Raw genomic sequence first — 21,826 nt, forward strand, 5'->3', positions numbered from 1 at the left:
TATATCAATAGATTTATATTTAATAGAAACATCAATAACATAAAAATCAGTATTATTTAAAATGCACAACGGGTTATCTGAAATAAATTCATATCCTGAAGTACAGGAAGTTTATAGAATCACTGGTCCTTCTAATATACATATGCGGGTAGTGCTTCGCGATCAATTGCATCTTCAACAATTTATAGACAAGCTCATTAAATATGGAAATCCAACGACGCACCTCATTCTTTCTGAAATCAAAAAGAAGTAGACGATTAGGACTTGCTTTTGCAATTTACAAGAAAATAAACCACTATAAACTCAAAGCCTATATTGGTTTATTTATCAATAAAGTAGAAACAAAGAAGCCCTTCAACTTAAACGTAAAATCAAAAAAAGTATAGGGTTTACTTTAACGAAACCCTAGAAAGATTGTGATGTCACAGGATAAAAAATTTGCATAGTCATATTTGGGTTCATGATAATCTCTCCGGCATCTCTGCATGGTTTTAGTCCTACTTTCTGATTAAAATACTATTAGTGTACTTTCCTTTTAAGTAATGACTCCAGAATAATTACTTCTCATTTTTTGGGATATCGCCCGATAGTAATAATAAAAGGAAATGGTAGAATCTAAAGTAATGGCCCGATCGTAATAAGCAATTGCATTTTTAAGCGAATCAGGTTGTTGGTAATTTCTTTTTGCTCTGTAAAAACATCTTCTAAAAAATGCGGTGGAAAAGTAAGCATTCATTTCGGTTATTTTTTTTGTAATCAGCCTCTGCTTCTTGATCATTCTTAAGTTGCACGTGACATTCCGCTTTAAAACACATCGTAATTTGTTATGTTTTTATACAGGATAAATAATAACAATAACTAAAATATTCGATTCTTTTTTAGTCGTGTCCGACTAAGATATAAGACCGCTGCGCTGAAAGACATAAGACATTAGACTTGATTCTTAATAGCCTGATAATTAGCTTAAATTGATTAAGCATACGTGTTAATTTTTAAATTTCAATGGTAAATTTAATTGCAAGCTGTCACTTAATAAAAAACCTCTAAACGTCTTTTATATTTGAATCAACAGAATTCTGTAATGTTTTAATCGGACACTAATGATTTTTTTTATTAAAACTTATCGCTATGCTTGCATGAGAACATTTTTTGAGTCACACTATGCTAATCCTCAACACTTTTATTTTGATTGGAAAAGTTTCTGCGGAAGAGTTCTTAGAAACTAAATCAAACATTGCAATCTTTTCGCTATTTTTAGGCTCTTCTAAAAGTATATGAACAGAACCTTAGAAAGATATAGAAATAGCCGTCTTCGAAGCTTTATAAAAAGGCACGGAAAGTACCTCCCTATTCTATTTTTTATTGGAGGATTTATTTTTGATTCCCTAACACTAGGACGTATTGATAGGGTGTACGATTTATCTGTATTGTGTGTACATATGAGTCTGTTATCTATCACGCTATATCTTTATAATTTGGCGGATGACGGGAAATGGGAAAATACCTTTTTAAAATCGTATCAGATTTATTTTCCTTTGGCCATTCAATTTTTCTTTGGCGGACTTTCTAGCGCTTATGTAATTTACTTTTCAAGAAGTGTTTCCATGTCTAAAACCATCACGTTTTTTGTCATTCTTTTAGCTTTGTTATTTGCAAACGAAATGCTAAAAAAACGAATTTCCAATAAATATTTACAGTTTAGCGTCTATTACTTTCTAAATTTTACTTTTTTCACTTTTATGATTCCGGTTTTCATAAAGCAAATGAATACGCCTGTTTTTATTATTTCAGGAGTTGTAAGTCTATTCCTTACTCTTTTACTCATAAGGATCATTTATAAAAAAAGTCCGAGTACGCGGGCAGAAATCAGCATTACAAAACTAATCGGTATTATTTTAGTTATGTACGCAACAATTAACACCTTTTATTTCACCAATCTTATTCCGCCAGTGCCATTAGCTTTAGATTCTGGAATGGTAGCACACCAAGTAGTAAAAGAAAACAATTCTTATGTAGTGACTTATGAACGCGATGACTGGTATATATTTTGGCGAGATCACAGACTAAAATTCATACATCAACCAGGGGAAAAGGTATTTGTTTTCGCTTCTATTTTTGCACCTACCGAAATTAAAAAATCCATTTTTCACCGTTGGAAGTGGTTCAATGAAAACACAGAGGATTGGGAGGTCGTTGATAATATTGGCTACGAAATAACAGGAGGTCGTGATGCTGGTTTTCGGGGGTTCACCTATAAAAATAATATTAAACCAGGCCTATGGAAAGTAGATGTCACCACTAAAGAAGGTTTGATTCTAGGAGTCATTGATTTTGAAATTATTACTGATACCAATGTAAAGCCTAAGAGAGTGATTGAACGAACCTTTTAGGGTTCTTCATTTCTTGAGCTCAACACTTTTTCAACAGACAAAATACAGCGCGCTTCCATCTCATTTTTCAGTTTTGATTTCAATCTCGCTTTAATTATACATATTAAATCAAGAGGCTGTAGCTTAATAAAGCTATTGTAGTTGAATAAGCTGTCATTCCGACCAAGGAGGAATTTTTTCTTTTAAAATAAAGATTCTTCATTCCGCAAACTTAGCCTGTCTTGACTTTTGACTTCCGGACAAGAAGAGCTTTCAACAAAAGGTTCTGAATGACAACTAAAAATAGTATCAACGCACTGCTAAAATAGAGCCAATTAGAACTAAATATTTTCAGTAAGGATTGGCTCTTCTTCCGCAGTAAAAATTAACTTCAATTTAAAAGTAAATCGGAAACAATTGTTTATTTTTACTCATTCTAAATAACGAATTCGTTTTAGTGATAAATTTAAATAGTATGTATTCAAAAAATAAAATAGATTCTTTCGTTAAAAACGCTCCAATTCTGGAAGACATTATAAAGGCAAAACCTGTGGCTTGGCTAAACCCCGACCTACAGTCTATGCAAAATGTACCTAAATTCTCCATAACCATGGAAGATATGAGGGAAGCAGAACTCTTATGGAAACGCTTTGCCCCATTTTTTGTTAAAGCTTTTCCTGAAACCGAAAAGAGTCAGGGAATTTTAGAATCTCCACTTCGAGAAATTTCAAAGATGAAATCACTATTAAATAGAACTAATGAAGAAATTGAAGGTCGATTATTTCTGAAATGTGATCACGAACTTCCAATTGCTGGTTCTATTAAAGCCCGAGGAGGTTTTTTTGAAATTATGAAATATGCCGAAAAATTAGCCCTCGACGCAGGACTCTTAAAAAAAGAGGACGATTACAGTACCTTAACCTCCCCTAAGTTCAAAGAATTTTTTAGTACCCATAAGATTGGTGTAGGATCAACAGGAAACCTAGGCTTAAGTATAGGTTTTATTAGTGCAAAATTAGGATTTGAAGTCACGGTTTATGTCTCTTCTGATGCTAAAAAATGGAAAAAGGATTTATTGCGTGAAAAAGGAGTGCGCGTTGTGGAGTTTGAAGGTGATTTTAGCAAGGCTATTTTCGCGGGACGAGAAGCAACCAAGTCTGACCCTACTGCTTATTTTGTCGATGATGAAGATTCTCAAGATCTATTCTTGGGCTATACCGTTGGTGCCCTTCGCATCGCCCAGCAGTTAGAAGAACAACATATTAAAGTGGATGCCAATCATCCCCTATTTGTCTATTCTCCTTGTGGCGTTGGTGGTTCTCCTGGAGGAACAGCTTTTGGTCTAAAACAAATTTACCGTGATCACGTGCATTGCTTTTTTGTGGAGCCTACACATTGTCCGGCTGTATTAACTGGTTTGGTTACGGGTGAGATGAGTAAGATTAGCGTTCAAGATATTGGACTTGACAATAAAACAGAAGCCGATGGTTTAGCCGTGGGACGACCTTCTAATTTTGCAACAAAAATCAGTAAGCATTTAATTAGTGGTATTTTTACGATAGAAGATGAGCATCTTTTTAAGCTTTTAACGCAATTAAAAGATACCGAAAATATATTTCTTGAACCTTCAGCAACTGCGGGGTTAATAGCGCCTCAACTGGTACAAAAATCAGGCTATGCAAAAACGCATGAGTTAAACATGAAAAATGCAACGCATATCGCTTGGGCTACGGGTGGACTTCTAGTGCCTGAGCACGAACGAGAACTTTTTTATGAAAGAGGTTGTGAACAGGTTTCGATTTCTTAAAACCTTATCTCATTACAAAAAAACCCGAGTCAGAAACTTGGGGTTATTTATTACTTATTAAATCCTCTTCAGCGTATTAAAAATGATGCTAGAAAATCTTGATCAAGCAATCATGAATCTTAAGAGGTTCTCTTCCGAAGAAAAAAATAAAAAAAGAGTTACAACTAAATTGCAACTCTTTTCATTTTAATTATATCAATGTCCGGATAAAAATATTGTCAAATTGATGAATCCTTTAAATAGATACCTTGCTTTTTTTAAATGATTTTATAAAAAACTAGAGAAAAATTTTAACCGAAACAACTACTGCTTATCAATTAGTTACAATTATGTCCCTGCTTTTGCTGGTAGACAGGTTGATTCTTGGCTCTTGGTTCTAACAGCCCAGGTAAATATCGGCGGTCTTGGCTCTTTATCAGACAACAATGTTTTAATTAACTAAAACCTATACTTTCTACTTCGTTTATTCTACAATCAATTTTCCATTCATTGTCATGTAGTGCGCGGGGAAAGTACATATATAGGTATAGGTTCCTGCTGGCGGAGCATCAAATTCAATCGTATCGCTTTCGCCTCCTCCAAGCATCTTGGTATAAACGATTAATTTATCTTTAATATCTTCTGGAATCCCCTCTTTATCTCCATCTAGCGTCGCTGCTCTTCCTACAGAATCCATATCGGCATCTTTAGTAAGTAATGCCCAATCGTGGCCCATTACATTCTTGTCGAGTTTTCCAATGTGTCTAAGGGTGAGTTTCACTTTTTGTCCTGCCTTCACACGAATCTCACTTTTGTTGAATTTCATTTGATCGTTACCCGTAATCATTACAGTTACAACACCATCCTCTGAAGAATTTGAGGGAGACACTTTTTTCTCAGTCTTTGACCCGATTTTCATGCTAGGTTTCTCTTCTTTTTTATCATTACCGCAACTGATTAACAAAGCGGTTGCAAAAAATAAAATTAACTTTTTCATCTCTATAGTATTTAGATTAAATTTAAATTACAAATAAAGTTAAGTATGGTTCTCTAAAAATCAAAGCCTTATAACTTTATTTTTTGTATTACTAAATCAAAAGTCGGGCTTATGAACTTATTTTAAAGTAAACTTTTCTTAAATAATAATCTTATTTTATTCCTCGTTTCCCAATTATATAAGTGGATAGCAGTAGTTGGCCAATCCATAAAAATTTAAAAAGATCTTCTTCTTTTTGAATAATTAAAACTTAACTATCAGTTCGCTAATTTTAACACTTTCGTGAATTTTTAGCATTAAAACCGATATCCTTGGGGCAAGCTCACCTGAACTTTGGGCGGGGTAATAACTCAATAAGAGGTTAATAAAAGAAAACGCCAATTAGTAAGTTAGAAGCATTGATTGATTATCCAAACATCACTTCTCATTTTTTACTTCTGATTAAAGCCTAGATGAAACCTCATTTTAATAAAATACCCCGAGCCAGAAGCTCGAGGTATTTATCATATTCCTTAAAGTGATTATCTATTACAATGGCGATACCAAGCCTTTAAACCACTCTTTTACTTCTCCTTCTAAATGCGGAGTTAGTTTGTCTCCAACCATTTGGTGGTAGGTATTGACCCAATCTATCTCTTCTTGAGAAAGCATTGCTTTTTCTATAATACTTTTGAAAAATGGACACAAAGTCAAGGTTTCAAATTCGTAAAAAGTATTCCATTCGGTTTTCTTCCACGTATTGATTAAGATTAGATTCTCGTGGCGAATACCGTATTTACCTTCTACATAATAGCCAGGTTCATTAGAAAGCACCATTCCTGCTTGTAATTCTACCGGATTAAGATCTTTACGGATACTCTGCGGCCCTTCATGTACATTTAAAAAACTACCCACACCGTGACCGGTACCGTGATTAAAATCTTTTCCTTCTTTCCACAAAGGCATTCTGGCTAAAGCATCTAGTTGCACGCCTGCCGTTCCTTTAGGGAATTTTGCCAGCGACAATTGGATTAAACCTTGAAGCACCGTGGTGGCATCTTTTTTAAATTCTTCGGAAACCTCCCCTAACGGAAAAGTACGCGTAATATCTGTAGTACCTTCTAAATACTGACCTCCAGAATCTACCAAAATACTACTTTCATTCGTTACTTTAGAACTCCCTTCAGCTTTGGCTGAATAATGAATAATCGCACCATTCCCTTTATACCCTACAATACTGTCAAAACTAGGGCCAATAAAGTTTTTTCCTTCCGCACGAAATCCATGTAATTTTTTACCAATATTGTATTCGTCTAATTCTTCTTTTCCTACGGTATGGGTAAGCCAGTGAAGAAATTTCACCATCGCTACTCCATCGCGTACCATTACTTTTTCAAAACCTTTTTGTTCGGTTTCATTTTTAATGGCCTTCATCAAATGTCCAGGGACTGGTTTTTCTAGGATAGTATTCTCTTTTTTAACCGCTTCAAAAACAGATTGGTTGGAATTAGGGGCAATTAAAATAGTTTCTTTCTTTAGTGTCGCTAAATGATTGAAGAAGTTCTCATAGGATTTTAGCTCCACTCCTACTTTCTTCATAAGACCCTGAGCTTCTTCATCTAATTTATGGGTATCGACAAAAAGGAAACACTCATCCATCGTTAATAAAATATATCCTAAAAATACGGGATTGCATTTCACATCACTTCCGCGTAAGTTAAGCGTCCAAGCCACGTCATCTAAACTTGAAATAACATGTGTTGAAGCTCCTTCCGATTTCATTTTTTCGCGAATCGCTGCAATTTTTTCGGTTACAGGCTGCCCTGCGCGCTCCATAGGTTGTACAAAAACAGGGTTTGTACTCGGTGCAGGACGCTCGTTCCAGACGCTATTCAATAAAGGTAAATCTTTAAGATTGCGTTTGTTTTTGGTCAACTTCTTATCTAAAGCTACCCAATTGGCATGGGAAGTGGCTAAACCGTTTACCGCTACTGTCGCGTCTTCAGAAGTTTCAGAAATAATCCAATCTATATACTGCGGAGTACCTTCTACTCCATCTTTAAATAAATCAATCCCTGAACCTTTTAATTCTTTTGGTCCTTGAGTAAAGTAACGTCCATCGGTCCAAAGCCCCGCTTTATCTGAGGTGATCACCACGAATCCTGCAGAACCAGTAAATCCGGAAAGCCATGTTCGTTCTTGCCATTCGGCTGGAAGGTACTCCCCCATATGTGGATCTGCAGAATACACGATAAAGGCATCAATATTATTTTTTTTCATCTCCGTTCTCAGAGAAGCTACTTTTTCTTTGGCTGTCATAAATACTATTTTATTTGAGTTCGAAAGTTACAGAAAGTCTGTTGCATGGAAAAAGATAAAAGCGGTTTAACACGTTTTTATTAGTCGTATCCCAGTATAGCATTCCGAAGCGATTCTTTAGTATTTTATGAGAAGACATTTTTTCCCCTGAAAACAGATATACTTCCCATTATACAATACATGAGCTATTAACTACAAAACACTTCGGCGGCAGCCAGAATCAAGAGTATTCATTTTTATCAAGCCGTCATTTTCACCTAGGAAGATATTTTTATTTTCCTAGGCTGTAGTTTAGAAGCGCGTTGATAATTTGAAATTCTTATACTCCCTTTCTTCTGGAAAGGTCCGCCCGGATGAAACGTTCGGACGGGGTTGGGGATAGAATGAGTTATAATATTTATCATCCCATCTCCTCCTATCCCGAAACATCGGGACTCCCCCGGGGGGAGGACTTGAAAACATCGCTTTATTAAATTACAGCCTTTTCCTTTAAAACTCAACAGTTTTTTAAAAGTATAATATTTAACCCGCTGGAAGCTTTTATAAGTCATGCTTTGTGTAAATTAGCGGCTTTAAAAATTACTCCTACTTAAAATATTCAATAAATGGATTTCACTAACCCCTTAGTTTACGGTGTTCCTTGTTTTTTAGGCTTAATTGCCTTAGAGCTTACCTACAGTAAAACTTCAGATAATAAGGACCTGTATAAATGGAAAGACCTTCTATCTAGTGTGTCACTTGGGGTAGGTTCTGCCGTAGTTGGAGCCCTCGTAAAAACCGTTGGTATGATTCTGGTTTTTAGTGTTGCTTATGACCTCTTTAATCCTATGGTAGATGGAGTTCGCACCAATATCATGGGCTATGAATCTTTCGGCTATGCTTGGTATATTTGGATCATCTGTATGTTATTAGATGATTACGCCTATTATTGGTTTCATAGACAAAATCATATGGTGCGTTTTTTATGGGCGGCACATATTGTACATCATTCTTCAGACAATTTTAATTTAGGAACTGCGGTACGTAACGGTTGGTTTACTATTTTTTACAAACCTCTATTTTATGTGTGGATTGTAATGATTGGTTTTCCTCCAGAAATGCTTGTAGTTTGCTTAGGGATTGAGGCTTTATGGCAGTTTCAATTACACACTAAATACGTCAAAAATTTAGGGTTTCTAGAAACCTTTATGAATACGCATACCATGCATCAAGTACATCACTCTCGGAATATTGAGTATATGGATAAAAACCATGGAGGTTTTCTGAATGTTTTTGATCGGATTTTTGGTACGTGGAAAGAATTAGATGATTCTGTTGATATTGAATATGGGGTTACCGCACCACCCAATTCCTATAATATATTTGTGATTTTAACCCACGAATACAAAAATATTTGGGCAGACATGAAAAAGTCCAAAAATTGGGGTGACAAATTTATGTACGCTTTTGGCCCTCCCGGATGGAGCCACGATGGAAGTACCCTTACCGTAAAACAAATACGAAAAAAGATGAAAGAAGAGGAAATGGCAGCTTAGTAATTGTTGTCAATTTCATCATAAAAAAATCCGTTAATCATATGACTAACGGATTTTTCCATTAAAACATTATTGTCCGGTTAAAAATGAGGAGTCATTTATACGTATGAAATCTAAAAAATTTAAAATGAATACCTTGCTTTTTTGAAAATGGAAAATTATTTGATTGAGAGTAAGAGAATATTTTTATTTTGAAATACTAATTTTTATCAATTAGTTACAATTAAGTCTTGGTTCTTGATCCTGCCTGCCGCAGGCATGGTCTAACAGCGCCCGCCAGCTCTGAAGCGGGCGGGTAGGCCCGAACGTATCGTTTCGGTACGGGCGGGCCAGCCCGAACGAATTCATTCTGGCGGGTCTTGGTTCTTTACCAGACAATATTGATTTTATTTACCACTTCATCTTTTGCAAACGTACGGCATTCAAAATAGCCAGTAAAGCAACGCCAACATCTGCAAAGACAGCTTCCCACATCGTCGCCATACCGCCTGCCCCCAAGACTAAAACCACCGCTTTTACTCCGAATGCTAAACCAATATTTTGCCAGACAATGCGACGTGTAGAACGTCCTATTTTTATGGCCATCGCAATTTTACTAGGTTGATCTGTTTGGATGATGACATCTGCCGTTTCAATAGCTACGTCGCTACCTAAACCACCCATCGCAATTCCTACATCACTTGCTGCCAACACGGGGGCATCATTAATTCCGTCGCCAATGAAAGCCACTTTATTGTCTGCTGACATTAATTTTTCAACTTCAGTTAATTTATCTTCTGGAAGTAAACCACCTTTTGCGGTTTTGATTCCCATCTCTTTTGCCACTTGCTGCGTGATCGAATCCTTATCACCCGAAAGCATGATGATGTTTGAAATCCCCGATTCTCTAATCTGTTTAATGGCTTCGTGCGCATCTTCCTTCAGTTCGTCTGCAATGATGACGTAACCAGCAAATTTGTTTTCTATAGAAACCATCACGATAGACTCTACAATAGTGTCCGTTTCCTTCGGAACTTCAATATTGTTGGAAGTCATCAAAGCTTTGTTTCCGACTAAAACAGTTTTACCATTTACCGTTCCCTTCAACCCTTTTCCTGCTACTTCAGAAACATTAGTGGCTTGAAAATCTTCAGCTTCAGCTTTATATTCTAAAATAGCTTTGGCAATGGGATGCGTAGATTGTTCTTCCATCGCCATGAGGTATTTCATGAATTCTGCCTCTTCCCTATCTATAGTTTTTATTTCTTTAATTTTGAAAACCCCTTTGGTAACAGTTCCGGTTTTATCCATCACTACCGTAGTCACTTTGGTCATTTCATCTAGAAATGAAGCTCCTTTAAATAGAATTCCATTTTTTGAAGCAGCTCCCAATCCGCCGAAATAACCTAACGGAATAGAAATTACCAAAGCACACGGACAAGAGATTACCAAGAAAATTAAAGCTCTATATAACCAATCCTGAAACACATAATTCTCCACGAAGAAATAAGGTAGAAACGTCAAGGCAATGGCTAGAAATACTACAATAGGCGTGTAAACCCGTGCAAATTTTCTAATGAATAATTCGGTTTTAGACTTTCTTGCGGTGGCATTTTGAACCATATCAAGTATTCTTGCAATGGAACTGTCTTTAAACTCTTTGGTGGTTTCAATTTCAATAACGCCTTCTAGATTGATGCTTCCAGCAAATACTTTTTCGCTTTTTGCTACGGTATCGGGTTTGCTTTCACCAGTTAGTGCTGCCGTATTAAAAGAAGCTTTTTCAGAAAGTAAAATTCCGTCCAACGGAACTTTTTCACCTACGCGAACTTGGACTTTCTCGCCAATCTTCACCTCTTCGGGATTTACAGAAGTGTAATCTTTATTGCGGTATACCAAAGCTTCATTTGGCCGTACATCGAGCAAGGCTTTAATATTTGATTTTGCTCTGCTCACGGCTGCGTTTTGAAACAATTCTCCCACGGCATAAAACAGCATCACCGCCACCCCTTCGGGGTATTGGCCTATCGCAAACGCTCCTATGGTAGCGATAGACATCAATAAAAATTCTGTAAAGAAATCACCCTGTAAAATACTCTTCCAGCCTTCCTTTAATACGGGAAAACCTACAGGGAAATAAGCAATTGCATACCAAACGATGCTTACCCAGCCTTTAAAAAATGCTACTTCAAAATAATTAAGTGCAATCCCCGCAATCAACATGACAAAACTGATCATAGCAGGCAGGTAGCTCTTAAAATTTATTTCTTCGCCGTCGTGATGATGACCATCATCATGCGAGTGCTCGCCCGAATGTTTTTGTGTATTAATATCTCTAAGATTACTTTTTTTCTTTATCATCTATATTAATAAATTATTGAATTTTCAACAGCAGCTCCTTCTCTTTTATTTGAATCCTAAAGATAAAGAAGCAACTTGAAAGTAAGCAAGTAAAAATCACTACAGCCATAGGAAGCATACTTGTTGTATCAAAGCTACTAATAACAAATGAAGCTATGGCCCCCATTCCCATTTTTAAACTTCCAATTAAGGCAGATGCCCTCCCCGCTTTTTTTGTAAAAGGATATAGGGATAATGCTGTGGTATTTGGGTTTTGAAACCCTAAAAGAAATAAGATCAGAAACAAGTTGGTGATCGTTAAGTAGAAATTGGAATACCACAAGCTATTCCCGATTAGAAATACCGACAAAACAACGAGTAGTACGCTGATAACTTTAGACACTTTAAAAGTCGAATTCTTTTTCAAAACCACTCGGTTAAGTTGAGAGCCTACAATAAGTCCGCCCGCATTCAATCCAAAAAGCCAACCAAATTCTGTTTCAGACAAATTAAAATTATCCATAAACAAGATTGGGGCGTTAGAGATATAGGCGAATAAAGCGCCAATAGTAAAACTTCCGGCCATAGAAAAGCTAAGAAAAATCTTATCGGTAAAAATCCCGTAATACTTCTTTAAAACTTTTCCTAGTTTAAGCTCCACCGAAGCATCGGGATCAATACTTTCTGGCAGAAATCTAAATACGCTTAAAAACATTAAAAAGGACAAAACGGAAAGAATAATAAAAATAGCATGCCATGAAAAGTAGGTAATTACAATTCCTCCCACGGTGGGTGCGATAATAGGTGCTCCTCCCATAATGAGCATTAAAAATGAAATCGCTCGCGCTACTTCTTCTGGCGGAAAAATATCTCTCACCACGGCTTTTGCAGCCACCATTCCACCTGAAGCTCCTAAGGCTAAGAAAAATCGAGAAGCCACTAACCAGGTAAGGCTTGGAGAATACGCACAACTCAATGCAGCGAGAAAATAAATCACTAAACCTATCAATAGCGGTATTTTTCTTCCGTATTTATCCATTATAGGACCATAAATTAATTGTCCTAAAGCAATTCCTATAAAATAACTGGTAAGGGAAAGACCGACTTCTTTCTTACTAATGACAAATTCTCTGGCTATACTTTCAAAACTAGGTAAGTACATATCGATGGAAAACGGACCTAAGGCGATAAGTGTTCCTAATACCAATAAAATTACCTTCTCACGTTTATGATCCCGAACGGAAAAATCTTCTTGCATTTGGCAAATTTCGCCTAATAGCAGCTCATATAAACGCAATAAATTCCATTTAACATATAATTAATAGCGGGTTTTTAGTAATCATTTTTTTTAAAGTCAAAAATTTTGGAGGTGATAGATTAGCCCCTATTCTTTATGGAATTTGAAATGATTTTCTAATGAAATACAAATCATAATTCCTATATTCGCAGACTTAAATAATTCGGGATGTAGCGCAGTCCGGTAGCGTACACGCCTGGGGGGCGTGGGGTCGCAGGTTCAAATCCTGTCATCCCGACTTTAAAAAACCTTAATCTACTATTTACTAGCAAGTTAAGGTTTTTTTGTTTTTAAATATGTATCAAAAATGTATCGCTAAAGAATGAGTAACGTAAATTAATTTTAATGTAACGTTACGCGTTGCAGTTGATAGAGCGTAAATTTAAACGAGTTCATTTTAATTATTTTCAATGTTAGCTATAATCCATATTTTAGTATATAGTGTAAAATAACGTAACGCTAGTATATAGAAATGCGTTACGGTCATAGCGTTACACATTAAAGTTGGAGGTGTAATTTATTATTAGTTCATCTTTACTAAAAATCGTAAAATAACGTAAACTCTAATGTATAGGCGATTATAATTATAATAGCTGATAATACTAAAACCTAAGTTATTTGTATAATAAGTGTTGTTCAGCAGGAAAGAGACATCTTAAAAGAATTGCGTAGCACTACTCTATGGAAAAGCGATACGCTCTTAGCGACACGTAAATTTATGGAACTTGATTCAGTGAAATTTTAAAGCTTACAGACTTACATTTTTCCTTTCTTATTAATTGTTTTACTGTTTTAAGGCTTAAAGGTAAAAAACGATTACGCTATGAGTGTGACACTCTATGCGTATTTAATAGCGAAAAAGACAAGAATAGGTAATCAAAAGCTTCGCAATTTATTGTTTATGTGCAGTTTTACTGCTTGCAAATACAACAAAGCTTGCAGAGATATTTATGAACGAATAGTAGCAAAGGGAAAGAGTTAAAAACTAGCATTGATCGCCGTATGTAATAAGCTACTTAAACAAGCTTTTGCTATTGCTAAATCAGGGTTGATATACGACGATACTTACAGAAGTACCTTAGCAAAAAAATAAGCATTTTTACTTGTTTTTTACCACAGTACTTTGTTAGCCACAGTTTTTATGCGTTCCAATCATTAATACGATTCGTTAATTGTTTTACTTTTAGCTTTAAATCCAAAATATCCAAATCCTCAATTGTAATATGCTTTATAATTTCTTTTGAGTATTTCGTTTTCGCTGTGTTATATTTATTTTTATGAATTTTGGATACTATTTCTTCTAATTTAAGGTCTGGATTAATTTTTACTTTATCAACTTCCAGCCAATTTTGTATTGTTTTTTCAGTTAAATAATTTTCTATTTCTCTGCCTTTTGTTATCCAACAATTTCTATCTCCAATTTCTTCCTTGATACGTCGTTTAGTCAAATTAATTTTTGTTTTGCTTGAGAAACCATCTCTGTCCATTAATACATATGCATTCCGATTAAGTTTTAATAATGGGATTAAATCCGTAATCAATTTTTCATTTTGAAAAGATATATGCGATAACAGTCTGCCACCATAAAACATTATAGAAAAATGCAAGCCCTCAATTAGTGTACTATCAATTAAATTAATCCATTTAATAATAAATGTTCTATCGCTTGGACCTTCGACCCAAATAATGCCATTCGCTTGAAGAATGTCACTCGAATGATATCCTAAATCATTTAAAATTGAAAATGTCCGAGTAGTTCTGTTGGCGTGACTGATTGTAGATTTTATTCCATCATTTTGAACGTGATAAATGGAAGTATTTAAACGTGAATCAAGAAAAATATTAGAATGTGTTGTTAGAAAATAGATATTTTTAGTTTTTCCAAGAAATTTAATAAATTTTCGCTGTAATTCTGGATGTAAATGAATCTCTGGTTCTTCTATACACACAATTGAATTGTCGTGAATTACAAGAGTGCTACATAGCATTACCAATTGGTGTATTCCAGTTCCAAAAGAATCAAGGGGCAATCTATTTCCGTCAATCGTTAATACAATTTCCTCTTTGGTGTGTGGAATTTCAATCTCTAAATCAGGTTTGTTGATTAAATCCCTGACAAATGTTTGTATTAGATTAAATTTATCTCTTGCATTTTCATTTCCTATTTCAGGATTTTGCATTTCAAACATCTTACTTATAATATTCGAACCATTAATTGATGAATTAGAATCTCCAAATTGATGGCCTTCTTTTATAACTCTTAAATGAGGTATATATATTAAATCCTTAAAAGTTGACTTTACTTTTTGAATAATTGATTGTTTCCAGCTCTCATTAATTTTACTTAACAATTGTTGTGCAGATGCTTGAGCATATGCAGATTGAAATGGAATTAGTTGTTGCCATTCCAAATCATTAAGCTGTTCTGGAAGATTTATACTCTGTGAATTCAGGTTTACATCGAAATTATGGAATTGTTCAAGGAAATTATTATAATCAAATCCATTTGCGCGCCTAAATTTATCCTTGTTATGAGGTAAGTTATCTCCTTTAACTTTTAGATTCAAAATAGTAGATTGACCATTTCTTCTATGTTGATTTTTAATATCATTTGGAAATTTATTTAAGTCACTTAAATTCGAATGTAATGTTTGAAGAAATCTTAAAACATTTGATTTGCCACAATTGTTTTTGCCAATTATGATATTAATTTTCTTTAACCCATCTAAATAAATTCCATCAGAGTCGAAACTTCTAAAATTTTTAATCCCAAATCCTTGAATATTCATTTTTTTTTAAAATTGTGGCTAACTCTTTATATCAACTCAAAAATACACTTTTAAAATTAATAGTTTCGGGATAAGATTATAATCCTACGTGAATTGTAATTTTAAAATTAGCTAAAACATAATCAATTGCGTTAATCTTTATTCTTCTTACTTGAATTCAACCTCTAAAAGTAACTCTAAAGCCTAAAAATTTACATTTTCCTTTCTTATTAATTGTTTTACTTTGAGACTTAAATAGCTAAAAAACATTAATCTATGAGCGTGACACTCTATGCGTATTTGATATTGCAAAACACGAGAATAGGCAGAAGAAAATTTATATTCTTTGTACTTTTTATAGTTAATACTGAAAGAACTTCATAAAGTACTGCGTCACGCAAATACTGTTACGCTATACTATATGCTCTAAAGTAATTTATAAGTTATTTAAACTCTATATTTTAAGAATTTTGATAATGAAGAATATGAAGCTTGGCACTAAAGTTAGGTTTATTTTCGCCTAAACTATTTTTTTGGTTTTATATGTTTTGGTTTCAAAGTGTTTGAAGGCTTAGGAGTAGTTCTACCAAGTTCTGTTCTTTTAAGCTTATTGGATCTGGGTTTATTTTCTTTTGACACTATTATTGTTTTTTTGAAGGTTTCTGACTTGGTTTTATTGTAGGAGGTTTAGGAGTTGTTCTACCTCTAATTTCGGTATTATTATCAGGTTTAGAAGGATGATTCTTAGGATTTGAATTGTTTTGCTTAGCCATTGTTATACGCATTTATAGTTGTAAAAGTTAATATCATTATAATACCTAAACCTAGTAAAATTATTGAAGTAAGATTCAAATTAGAAATCACTTTATTTCTAATTTCAATATTTTTTAATAGTGTCTCGTAATCAATTTCCTCATCGATATTCTGAATCGTTTTCTCATTATATTGACTCGAGAGAAAATGAGATAATAAATTTAGAAATAAAGTAGCGGCTAAAAAAAACCAACCCACAACAATCGTCCAAACGTAAATAGACTCTTTTAACGGACTTATTTCATTAATGAAAGTCAGAGTAAGTGCTAAACCTCCAGAAGCTATGAAAGTGATGTATTTCTCAAAATCATCATCGCTTTTGCCTTTTTGCTCCAAAATAGACAAGCGGTATTCTTTCCATTGTTCTATTTCCTCCTCTGTTTTTCCCATATTCTAACTATTATCCACAATCTTAATCTCTTCTTCATTCAATCCATAAAGCTCATAAACCATTTGGTCGATTTCATTCTCGGTTTGATTGATTTGCGTTTGCAGCTCTACCGCTTTTTTCTTGTTTTCTTCAAAGAGTTCCATCCACTCAAACTCATCTTTTTTGGTGAGTGTGGGTAGTTCTGTTTCTTCGCTTTTGCGTCTTTCTCTATTTTCTTTATTAATGGCTTTGTTGAGTTCTTTGATAAAATCACCAAAATCTAAGTCGTGCCAGTTTTGAAGTTTTTTAGTAAGTTTTTCTAATGGATATTGAGATAATAAGTAGCTTTTAAACTTATCTACAATATTTATTAGTTGATTGTTTAAGTCAAGAATCTTTTCAGATAGATCAATGAAACAAGATTGTTCCTTTGTAGTAATATCTTTAATAGGAAATTTTCTTAAATCACTCAAGATAATTTTAGGAAACATCTTTCTAACCGATTTTGCCGTATTTTTTAAAAAATAATATGAAAGTAACTTACTGTTTAAAATAGATAGTATGTACTTTAAAGAAATGTCAATTTCATCTTTATTTGTAATTGCAATATTGCTCATATTAAATAAATAGTCTTCATCAGTAAAAGTAGCAATTATGCTCTTAGGATATTTTCCTGTTATCTCTCTAACAATGATTTTTTCTCCTGGGAAATTTCTTGGTTCGGCTAGAAATGAACCGAACTTTAGGAATGTTCCTGACCAAGTAATATAATTTCTACCAATATCTCTACCTTCTAAATATGGAAAGGTTGAATTATCGTATTTATAGCAATAATCAAACGGTCTATTCTTTACATCATCAGCGGATTGTTTTGGCTTTCCTTTGCCCTTCTGATATGCTTTTAAACCTGATTTGATTAGCACTAAATCGTCAAGCTTTTTAGAATTCGAAAGTAATTTTTTTGTTAGCTCAACACTAGTCTCATCTGAAAAAACTCTAAACTCAAATCCATCATTTTTTTCAAAATCAATTTGTTTCCTTGAATGGGAGTATTTAAATTCTTTACCTGCACTTAAAAGGACTTTAACTTCATTATTTTCTAATTTCAGTTTTAATTTAGTGGCAATAATTATAATTGTTTCAACATTAACTCCTTCAAAGGAATATCCTGCTAAATTTATTATTTGGTTTAAGTTACAATTTCGCAATATAAAACTCCTTAATCCTTTGGCTGAACTAACCATCAACCAAGCATTTGGAACAATTAAGCCATATTTGGAATTAGGTTTAATCAACTTTACTGTTCTTTCAATAAAAAGTAAGTAAAGGTTAATTTGATATTCAGCAGCAACGTAATTTTTTCCGTAAAATTCTTTGATTATAGGAGAGAAATTTTCTCGTGCAAAAACATAAGGGGGATTTCCTATTATCACATCAAAACCACCATTTTTAAAGACATCTACGAACTGATTTTCCCAAATAAAAGCTTTGTCTCCCGCAATGGCTTTACTATCTATTAAAGAGTTCCCACATTTAATATTACTGCTTAAATCGTTCAGTTTCCGGCGCGGTTGAGCGGTGCGTAACCACAGGGAAAGTTTGGCAATTTCTACGCTTTCTTCGTTTATGTCAACCCCATAAATATTGTTTTCTAAAATGGTATTTTCAATATCACTAAACACAATGGCTCCTCCCAATACTTTAGCTTTGAGTTCGTCTATGTAGTTATGTTCTTGTATTAAGAATTCTAATGCTTGGTTTAGAAAAGCACCAGAGCCACAAGCAGGATCACAAATAGTAAGTTGTAATAACCATTCTCTATACGTATCTAAGATTTCTAATAACTTCTTTTTTGTATTCGTGCGTGTCCCCTTTTTGATTTCAAAATAATCTTCCTCGTGAAAATCTAGCTCTAATTTCTTTTCCTCACAAAGTTTGCCTACCGTATTCTCAACAATATATTTGGTAATGTAATTGGGTGTATAAAATACACCATCTTTTTTACGCTTACTTTTTTGCTTATCAAAATTATCGCCTTCAATCTCTGCATTTACACTTTCGATTTCATTTAAAGAATTTTCAAAGATATGTCCAAGGATATTAACATCTACTTGGCTCTCAAAGTCATAAGAAGAAAGATTGCTGGCGTGTTTGTAGAGTAGGTCATCATCAATTTCTAATAAACTTAAAACCGCATCTGGTTTAAATAGCCCACCGTTATAAGCAAAAATCTCTGCTTTTTTATCACTCCCTTTTCTACCCGTATCTAAATAATTAAAATAGAGTTTAAAGCGATCATAAAGAGGTTGGTTAACGTCTAAGTCTTTTAATTTATGCCAATCTGCTATAATTTTATGAATGGAATTGGGAGGGAGTAAGCCACGATCTTCGGCAAAGAAAATAAACAGAAAGCGGTCTATGAGTTTTTGTGATTTTTTGAACAAGGTAAGCTTCACATTTTTTTCTAAACGATTGGCTTCTGCATAGAGACTTTCATCATCTTCTTGCGCATCTTGAAATAACTCATTTTCTTTTATTGCTTTGAGTTTTTTAGCATTGTTTTTAACCAAATCACGATATAATTCTCGTTTAAAAACGGAGTAATCTTGATAAAAACCTTTGGTGATTTTTTCCTGTTCTACCAGCGAAGCTTCTTTTATTTTTAAAGCTAGATTATTTAATAAATTATCTTTTTGTAAGCATAAATAGAAAAGTTCAAACTTATCTTCCGTGAGGTGAAATAAATCAAACTCTAAAAACTCGGTTGCATCGTTTATATAAAAGCGCAATTTCTCAAAATTAGAGGTAATTACATATACACAACCTTTTTGATGTGCTTTATAATCAAAAGCTTGTTGTTTAATGCCTTCTAAGTGCTTAGTGTTTGTTCCTTTAAGCTCAATGACGCAAAGAGCGTCTTCTCCCTTTAAAATAGCTCCATCAGCTTTTCTTGAATTGGTTTGGTTTTTATACTCCGCCACTAAATTAAAGTCAGCATTAGGTTTTAGGGTATAACCAAGAATTTTCACAAATAGTTCTGTCAAAAAAATACCTTGATACTCTTCTTCTTTAGAGCTTTTGATGTTTTCTTGAATAGTAGGATCTAAAAAGTATTTACTAAATTTTTTGTAAGCCTTTTGAATTTGATTTTTTTCTTGAGCTCTAAGGTATTTTTTTAAAACTGAAGTTTGGAATAATGACATAAACAGCGATTAGAAGTCGTTAACGGCATAAAGTTAAAACTTTAATACAAACTTTGATTAAGGTTATCTGTAATTGTCACAAAAAAGCCGATTTATTGACCAAAGATAATTAATATCTTAGTTAAAATCGGCAATAGTGCCATTGCCTTGAGGGATACAGTCCAACAGGAATTGCGTAATAAACAATTGTATTAAATTTTGTTGAATTGTTGACAAAGGCTCTAAACCCTTGTAGTGATTACATTTAGCATTGTTTTTAATATCAACAAAAAGTCAACAAAACACTATTGTTGACTTTTTGTTGCTGTACAAAGTGTCTCAAAACCCCCGTGATTATTGATCCTTTAATTATATTTCAACAATTCAACAATTTTACAGGCTTTTTAAAAACTCTTTTTGGAAGGTGTAAACACGTCCTTTGTCATTGTGCTCTTCAATAAAATATTTCTTAGATTGATAATCAAATTCTTTAGTGTAATATTTAAAGGAAGTAGAATTTTCAGATTTAGTGAGGTTCCATTTTATTTCTATGACCTGTTTTATTTGATTTAAAGTTTTCTTCAAGCCACCTTCTGCTAAAAGAAATTGTATCTTTTTCAAGTTCAACTTCAATTCTTCTTTTTCTACTTCTTCCATTTTTTCTAATAATATAATAGCGATTTCTTTGTTGATTGATATATTAGAACCTTTCACTACTCTATCTAAAGCTTCGGTATGAATCTCGGCTTTTGAGAACCACATTCGGCTTTTTCTTTTAGTCTGGATTTCACGGTTTTGAATAAAATGTTTGAATGCAGGCAGTTCTGCTTTCAGTTTTTCATCTAAATTCTCAATTTTGTTTTGTGGTTTTTCCAGCTCAAAAACCCAATAACGGATTTCTTCCGGATCAATGAGAACGAAATCGCTATCGTGATTAGAAGTAATTACAAATTTACCTATAAATGGCACTTGATAACGGTCTTTTCCTTTTGCTTCTTTATTACTGTATTTTGCCGTTGATAAATTTTTAATGGTTGCGCTGTCAGAAGGTTTAGCAAATTTTGCTTCATCAATAGCAATTATCAGTTTATCTACCCAGTCGCCATTAAAGCGTCCAGTCAAATCTTCTGGTTTTATGATGGACATATTACGTTCAAAAATATCTTTTAACCAATTTAAAAAGGTTGTTTTGCCTGTATGACGTTCTTTGCTCACTAAACATAAAATGGGCAGTATTTGCGTAGGTTTGCACCATAACAAACTTAAATAATCCAAAATTAAGGGATAATGGTCTTTAAATATTTGTCTTAAAAATAATTTGGTATGTTCAAAATCCCCTTCTTTTATTTCACCCTCGATCTTGTGGTATAGATTGTAAAAATCTTTTACTTCACTTTGATAATTTGTGTGGGAAGGCATAAGTACAAAACCATCATATTTCGGAATGTCTTTCAAAAAATTTTTCCCGTGGTCTTCTAAAATAGTTTTTTGCTGCCATTTAGATAACGTTGGGGTTGTTGAACCGTCAATATTAGGACGGTGCACTATTTTGTAATAATCTGTCTGTATTCTTAAATATCTGTTTTTCATTGTGTTATACTCTAAATTAATACTATTCTATTGTTGAAACCGTAAACTAAGCGTTACGGTTAAAGCGTTACGCTAGAATACGCTTAACCGCTTCGGAATAATGGTACATCAATTTTAGAAACCCTTGATAAGTCAGGTGTTGGGTGTAGAATTACATTAATACATATAAGATGAACCGTATTGTCCTTCTTATAAGTTTCATTGACTAAATTTTCAAAATTAACCGAGCTTATTGTTGGTTGTTTTTCAAAAAGCGATTTAAGTTCAATAAGAATTTCAAGCTGCTTATTTAGAAAAACAATGTCCTCAAAAGCCAACTTCTCAAAACTCAATTTTCGATTAGTTAAAATTTCCAATTCATTTACCTTCTGATAAAATAACGGGTAGGCAGTTTGGTGTAAGCTTCCCCAAAATTAGGACAAATTGAAGTTATAATTAATTTTAAATTTGTCAACTATGAAACAAAGTAAATTTAGTCCACAACAGATTGTAAAAATCCTAA

11 protein-coding genes, 1 tRNA gene and 2 pseudogenes are annotated in these 21,826 nt (G+C 33.7%); 6 read left to right on the forward strand and 8 right to left on the reverse strand.

Annotation, left to right across the window (positions count from 1 at the left end; translation table 11 throughout):
- Positions 1-79: 79 nt before the first annotated feature.
- The 3 genes and pseudogenes from RBU60_RS12535 to RBU60_RS12545 all read left to right on the forward strand — a co-directional run.
- Positions 80-253: pseudogene (locus RBU60_RS12535) on the forward strand (Lrp/AsnC ligand binding domain-containing protein); the annotation flags it as partial.
- Between the two features lie 1,021 nt (positions 254-1,274).
- Positions 1,275-2,390: a DUF2914 domain-containing protein gene (locus RBU60_RS12540; protein WP_308865397.1), complete on the forward strand. Its 1,116-nt coding sequence runs from the start codon at positions 1,275-1,277 to the stop codon at positions 2,388-2,390.
- Positions 2,391-2,844: 454 nt separating this feature from the next.
- Positions 2,845-4,176, forward strand: coding sequence for a D-serine ammonia-lyase (locus tag RBU60_RS12545; RefSeq protein WP_308865398.1), 1,332 nt, complete (start codon positions 2,845-2,847; stop codon positions 4,174-4,176).
- A gap of 463 nt (positions 4,177-4,639) precedes the next feature.
- Here the strand turns inward: RBU60_RS12545 and RBU60_RS12550 are convergent, their stop codons facing one another.
- Together RBU60_RS12550 and RBU60_RS12555 are read right to left on the reverse strand one after the other, a co-directional pair.
- Positions 4,640-5,152, reverse strand: coding sequence for an azurin (locus RBU60_RS12550; protein ID WP_308865399.1), 513 nt, complete (start codon positions 5,150-5,152; stop codon positions 4,640-4,642).
- A gap of 528 nt (positions 5,153-5,680) precedes the next feature.
- Complete coding sequence (locus RBU60_RS12555) at positions 5,681-7,450, reverse strand: aminopeptidase P family protein (RefSeq protein ID WP_308865400.1); 1,770 nt, start codon at positions 7,448-7,450, stop codon at positions 5,681-5,683.
- A gap of 605 nt (positions 7,451-8,055) precedes the next feature.
- Here RBU60_RS12555 and RBU60_RS12560 point away from each other — a divergent pair.
- Entirely contained in the window at positions 8,056-8,985 is a 930-nt protein-coding gene (locus RBU60_RS12560) for a sterol desaturase family protein (protein ID WP_308865401.1), read from the forward strand.
- Positions 8,986-9,375: 390 nt separating this feature from the next.
- On the opposite strand, the gene RBU60_RS12565 is transcribed toward RBU60_RS12560, so the two are convergent.
- Both RBU60_RS12565 and RBU60_RS12570 read right to left on the reverse strand, forming a co-directional pair.
- On the reverse strand, positions 9,376-11,325 hold the full coding sequence (locus tag RBU60_RS12565; RefSeq protein WP_308865402.1) for a heavy metal translocating P-type ATPase: 1,950 nt from the start codon (positions 11,323-11,325) through the stop codon (positions 9,376-9,378).
- Positions 11,326-11,338: 13 nt separating this feature from the next.
- The gene (locus tag RBU60_RS12570) at positions 11,339-12,562 is read right to left on the reverse strand and encodes a multidrug effflux MFS transporter (protein WP_308865403.1); all 1,224 of its coding nucleotides are present in this window, start codon (positions 12,560-12,562) and stop codon (positions 11,339-11,341) included.
- 203 nt (positions 12,563-12,765) lie between these two features.
- Here RBU60_RS12570 and RBU60_RS12575 point away from each other — a divergent pair.
- Both RBU60_RS12575 and RBU60_RS12580 read left to right on the forward strand, forming a co-directional pair.
- Positions 12,766-12,839: transfer RNA gene (locus RBU60_RS12575), tRNA-Pro, on the forward strand.
- A 624-nt stretch (positions 12,840-13,463) separates the two neighbouring features.
- Positions 13,464-13,694: pseudogene (locus RBU60_RS12580) on the forward strand (IS110 family transposase); the annotation flags it as partial.
- A 46-nt stretch (positions 13,695-13,740) separates the two neighbouring features.
- Here the strand turns inward: RBU60_RS12580 and RBU60_RS12585 are convergent.
- The 4 genes from RBU60_RS12585 to RBU60_RS12600 form a co-directional block, all read right to left on the reverse strand.
- The gene (locus RBU60_RS12585) at positions 13,741-15,390 is read right to left on the reverse strand and encodes an ATP-dependent nuclease (protein WP_308865404.1); all 1,650 of its coding nucleotides are present in this window, start codon (positions 15,388-15,390) and stop codon (positions 13,741-13,743) included.
- A 744-nt stretch (positions 15,391-16,134) separates the two neighbouring features.
- The gene (locus RBU60_RS12590; RefSeq protein ID WP_308865405.1) at positions 16,135-16,572 is read right to left on the reverse strand and encodes a hypothetical protein; all 438 of its coding nucleotides are present in this window, start codon (positions 16,570-16,572) and stop codon (positions 16,135-16,137) included.
- A gap of 3 nt (positions 16,573-16,575) precedes the next feature.
- Positions 16,576-19,755, reverse strand: a complete 3,180-nt coding sequence (locus tag RBU60_RS12595; RefSeq protein ID WP_308865406.1) for an Eco57I restriction-modification methylase domain-containing protein — start codon at positions 19,753-19,755, stop codon at positions 16,576-16,578.
- 372 nt (positions 19,756-20,127) lie between these two features.
- Positions 20,128-21,324 carry a primase-helicase family protein gene (locus RBU60_RS12600; protein WP_308865407.1) on the reverse strand — a complete coding sequence of 399 codons (1,197 nt, stop codon included), beginning with the start codon at positions 21,322-21,324 and terminating at the stop codon, positions 20,128-20,130.
- Positions 21,325-21,826: the final 502 nt, after the last annotated feature.

The sequence above is a fragment of the Mesonia profundi genome, assembly GCF_031085155.1.
In the GTDB taxonomy this organism is placed as follows: Bacteria; Bacteroidota; Bacteroidia; order Flavobacteriales; family Flavobacteriaceae; genus Mesonia; species Mesonia profundi.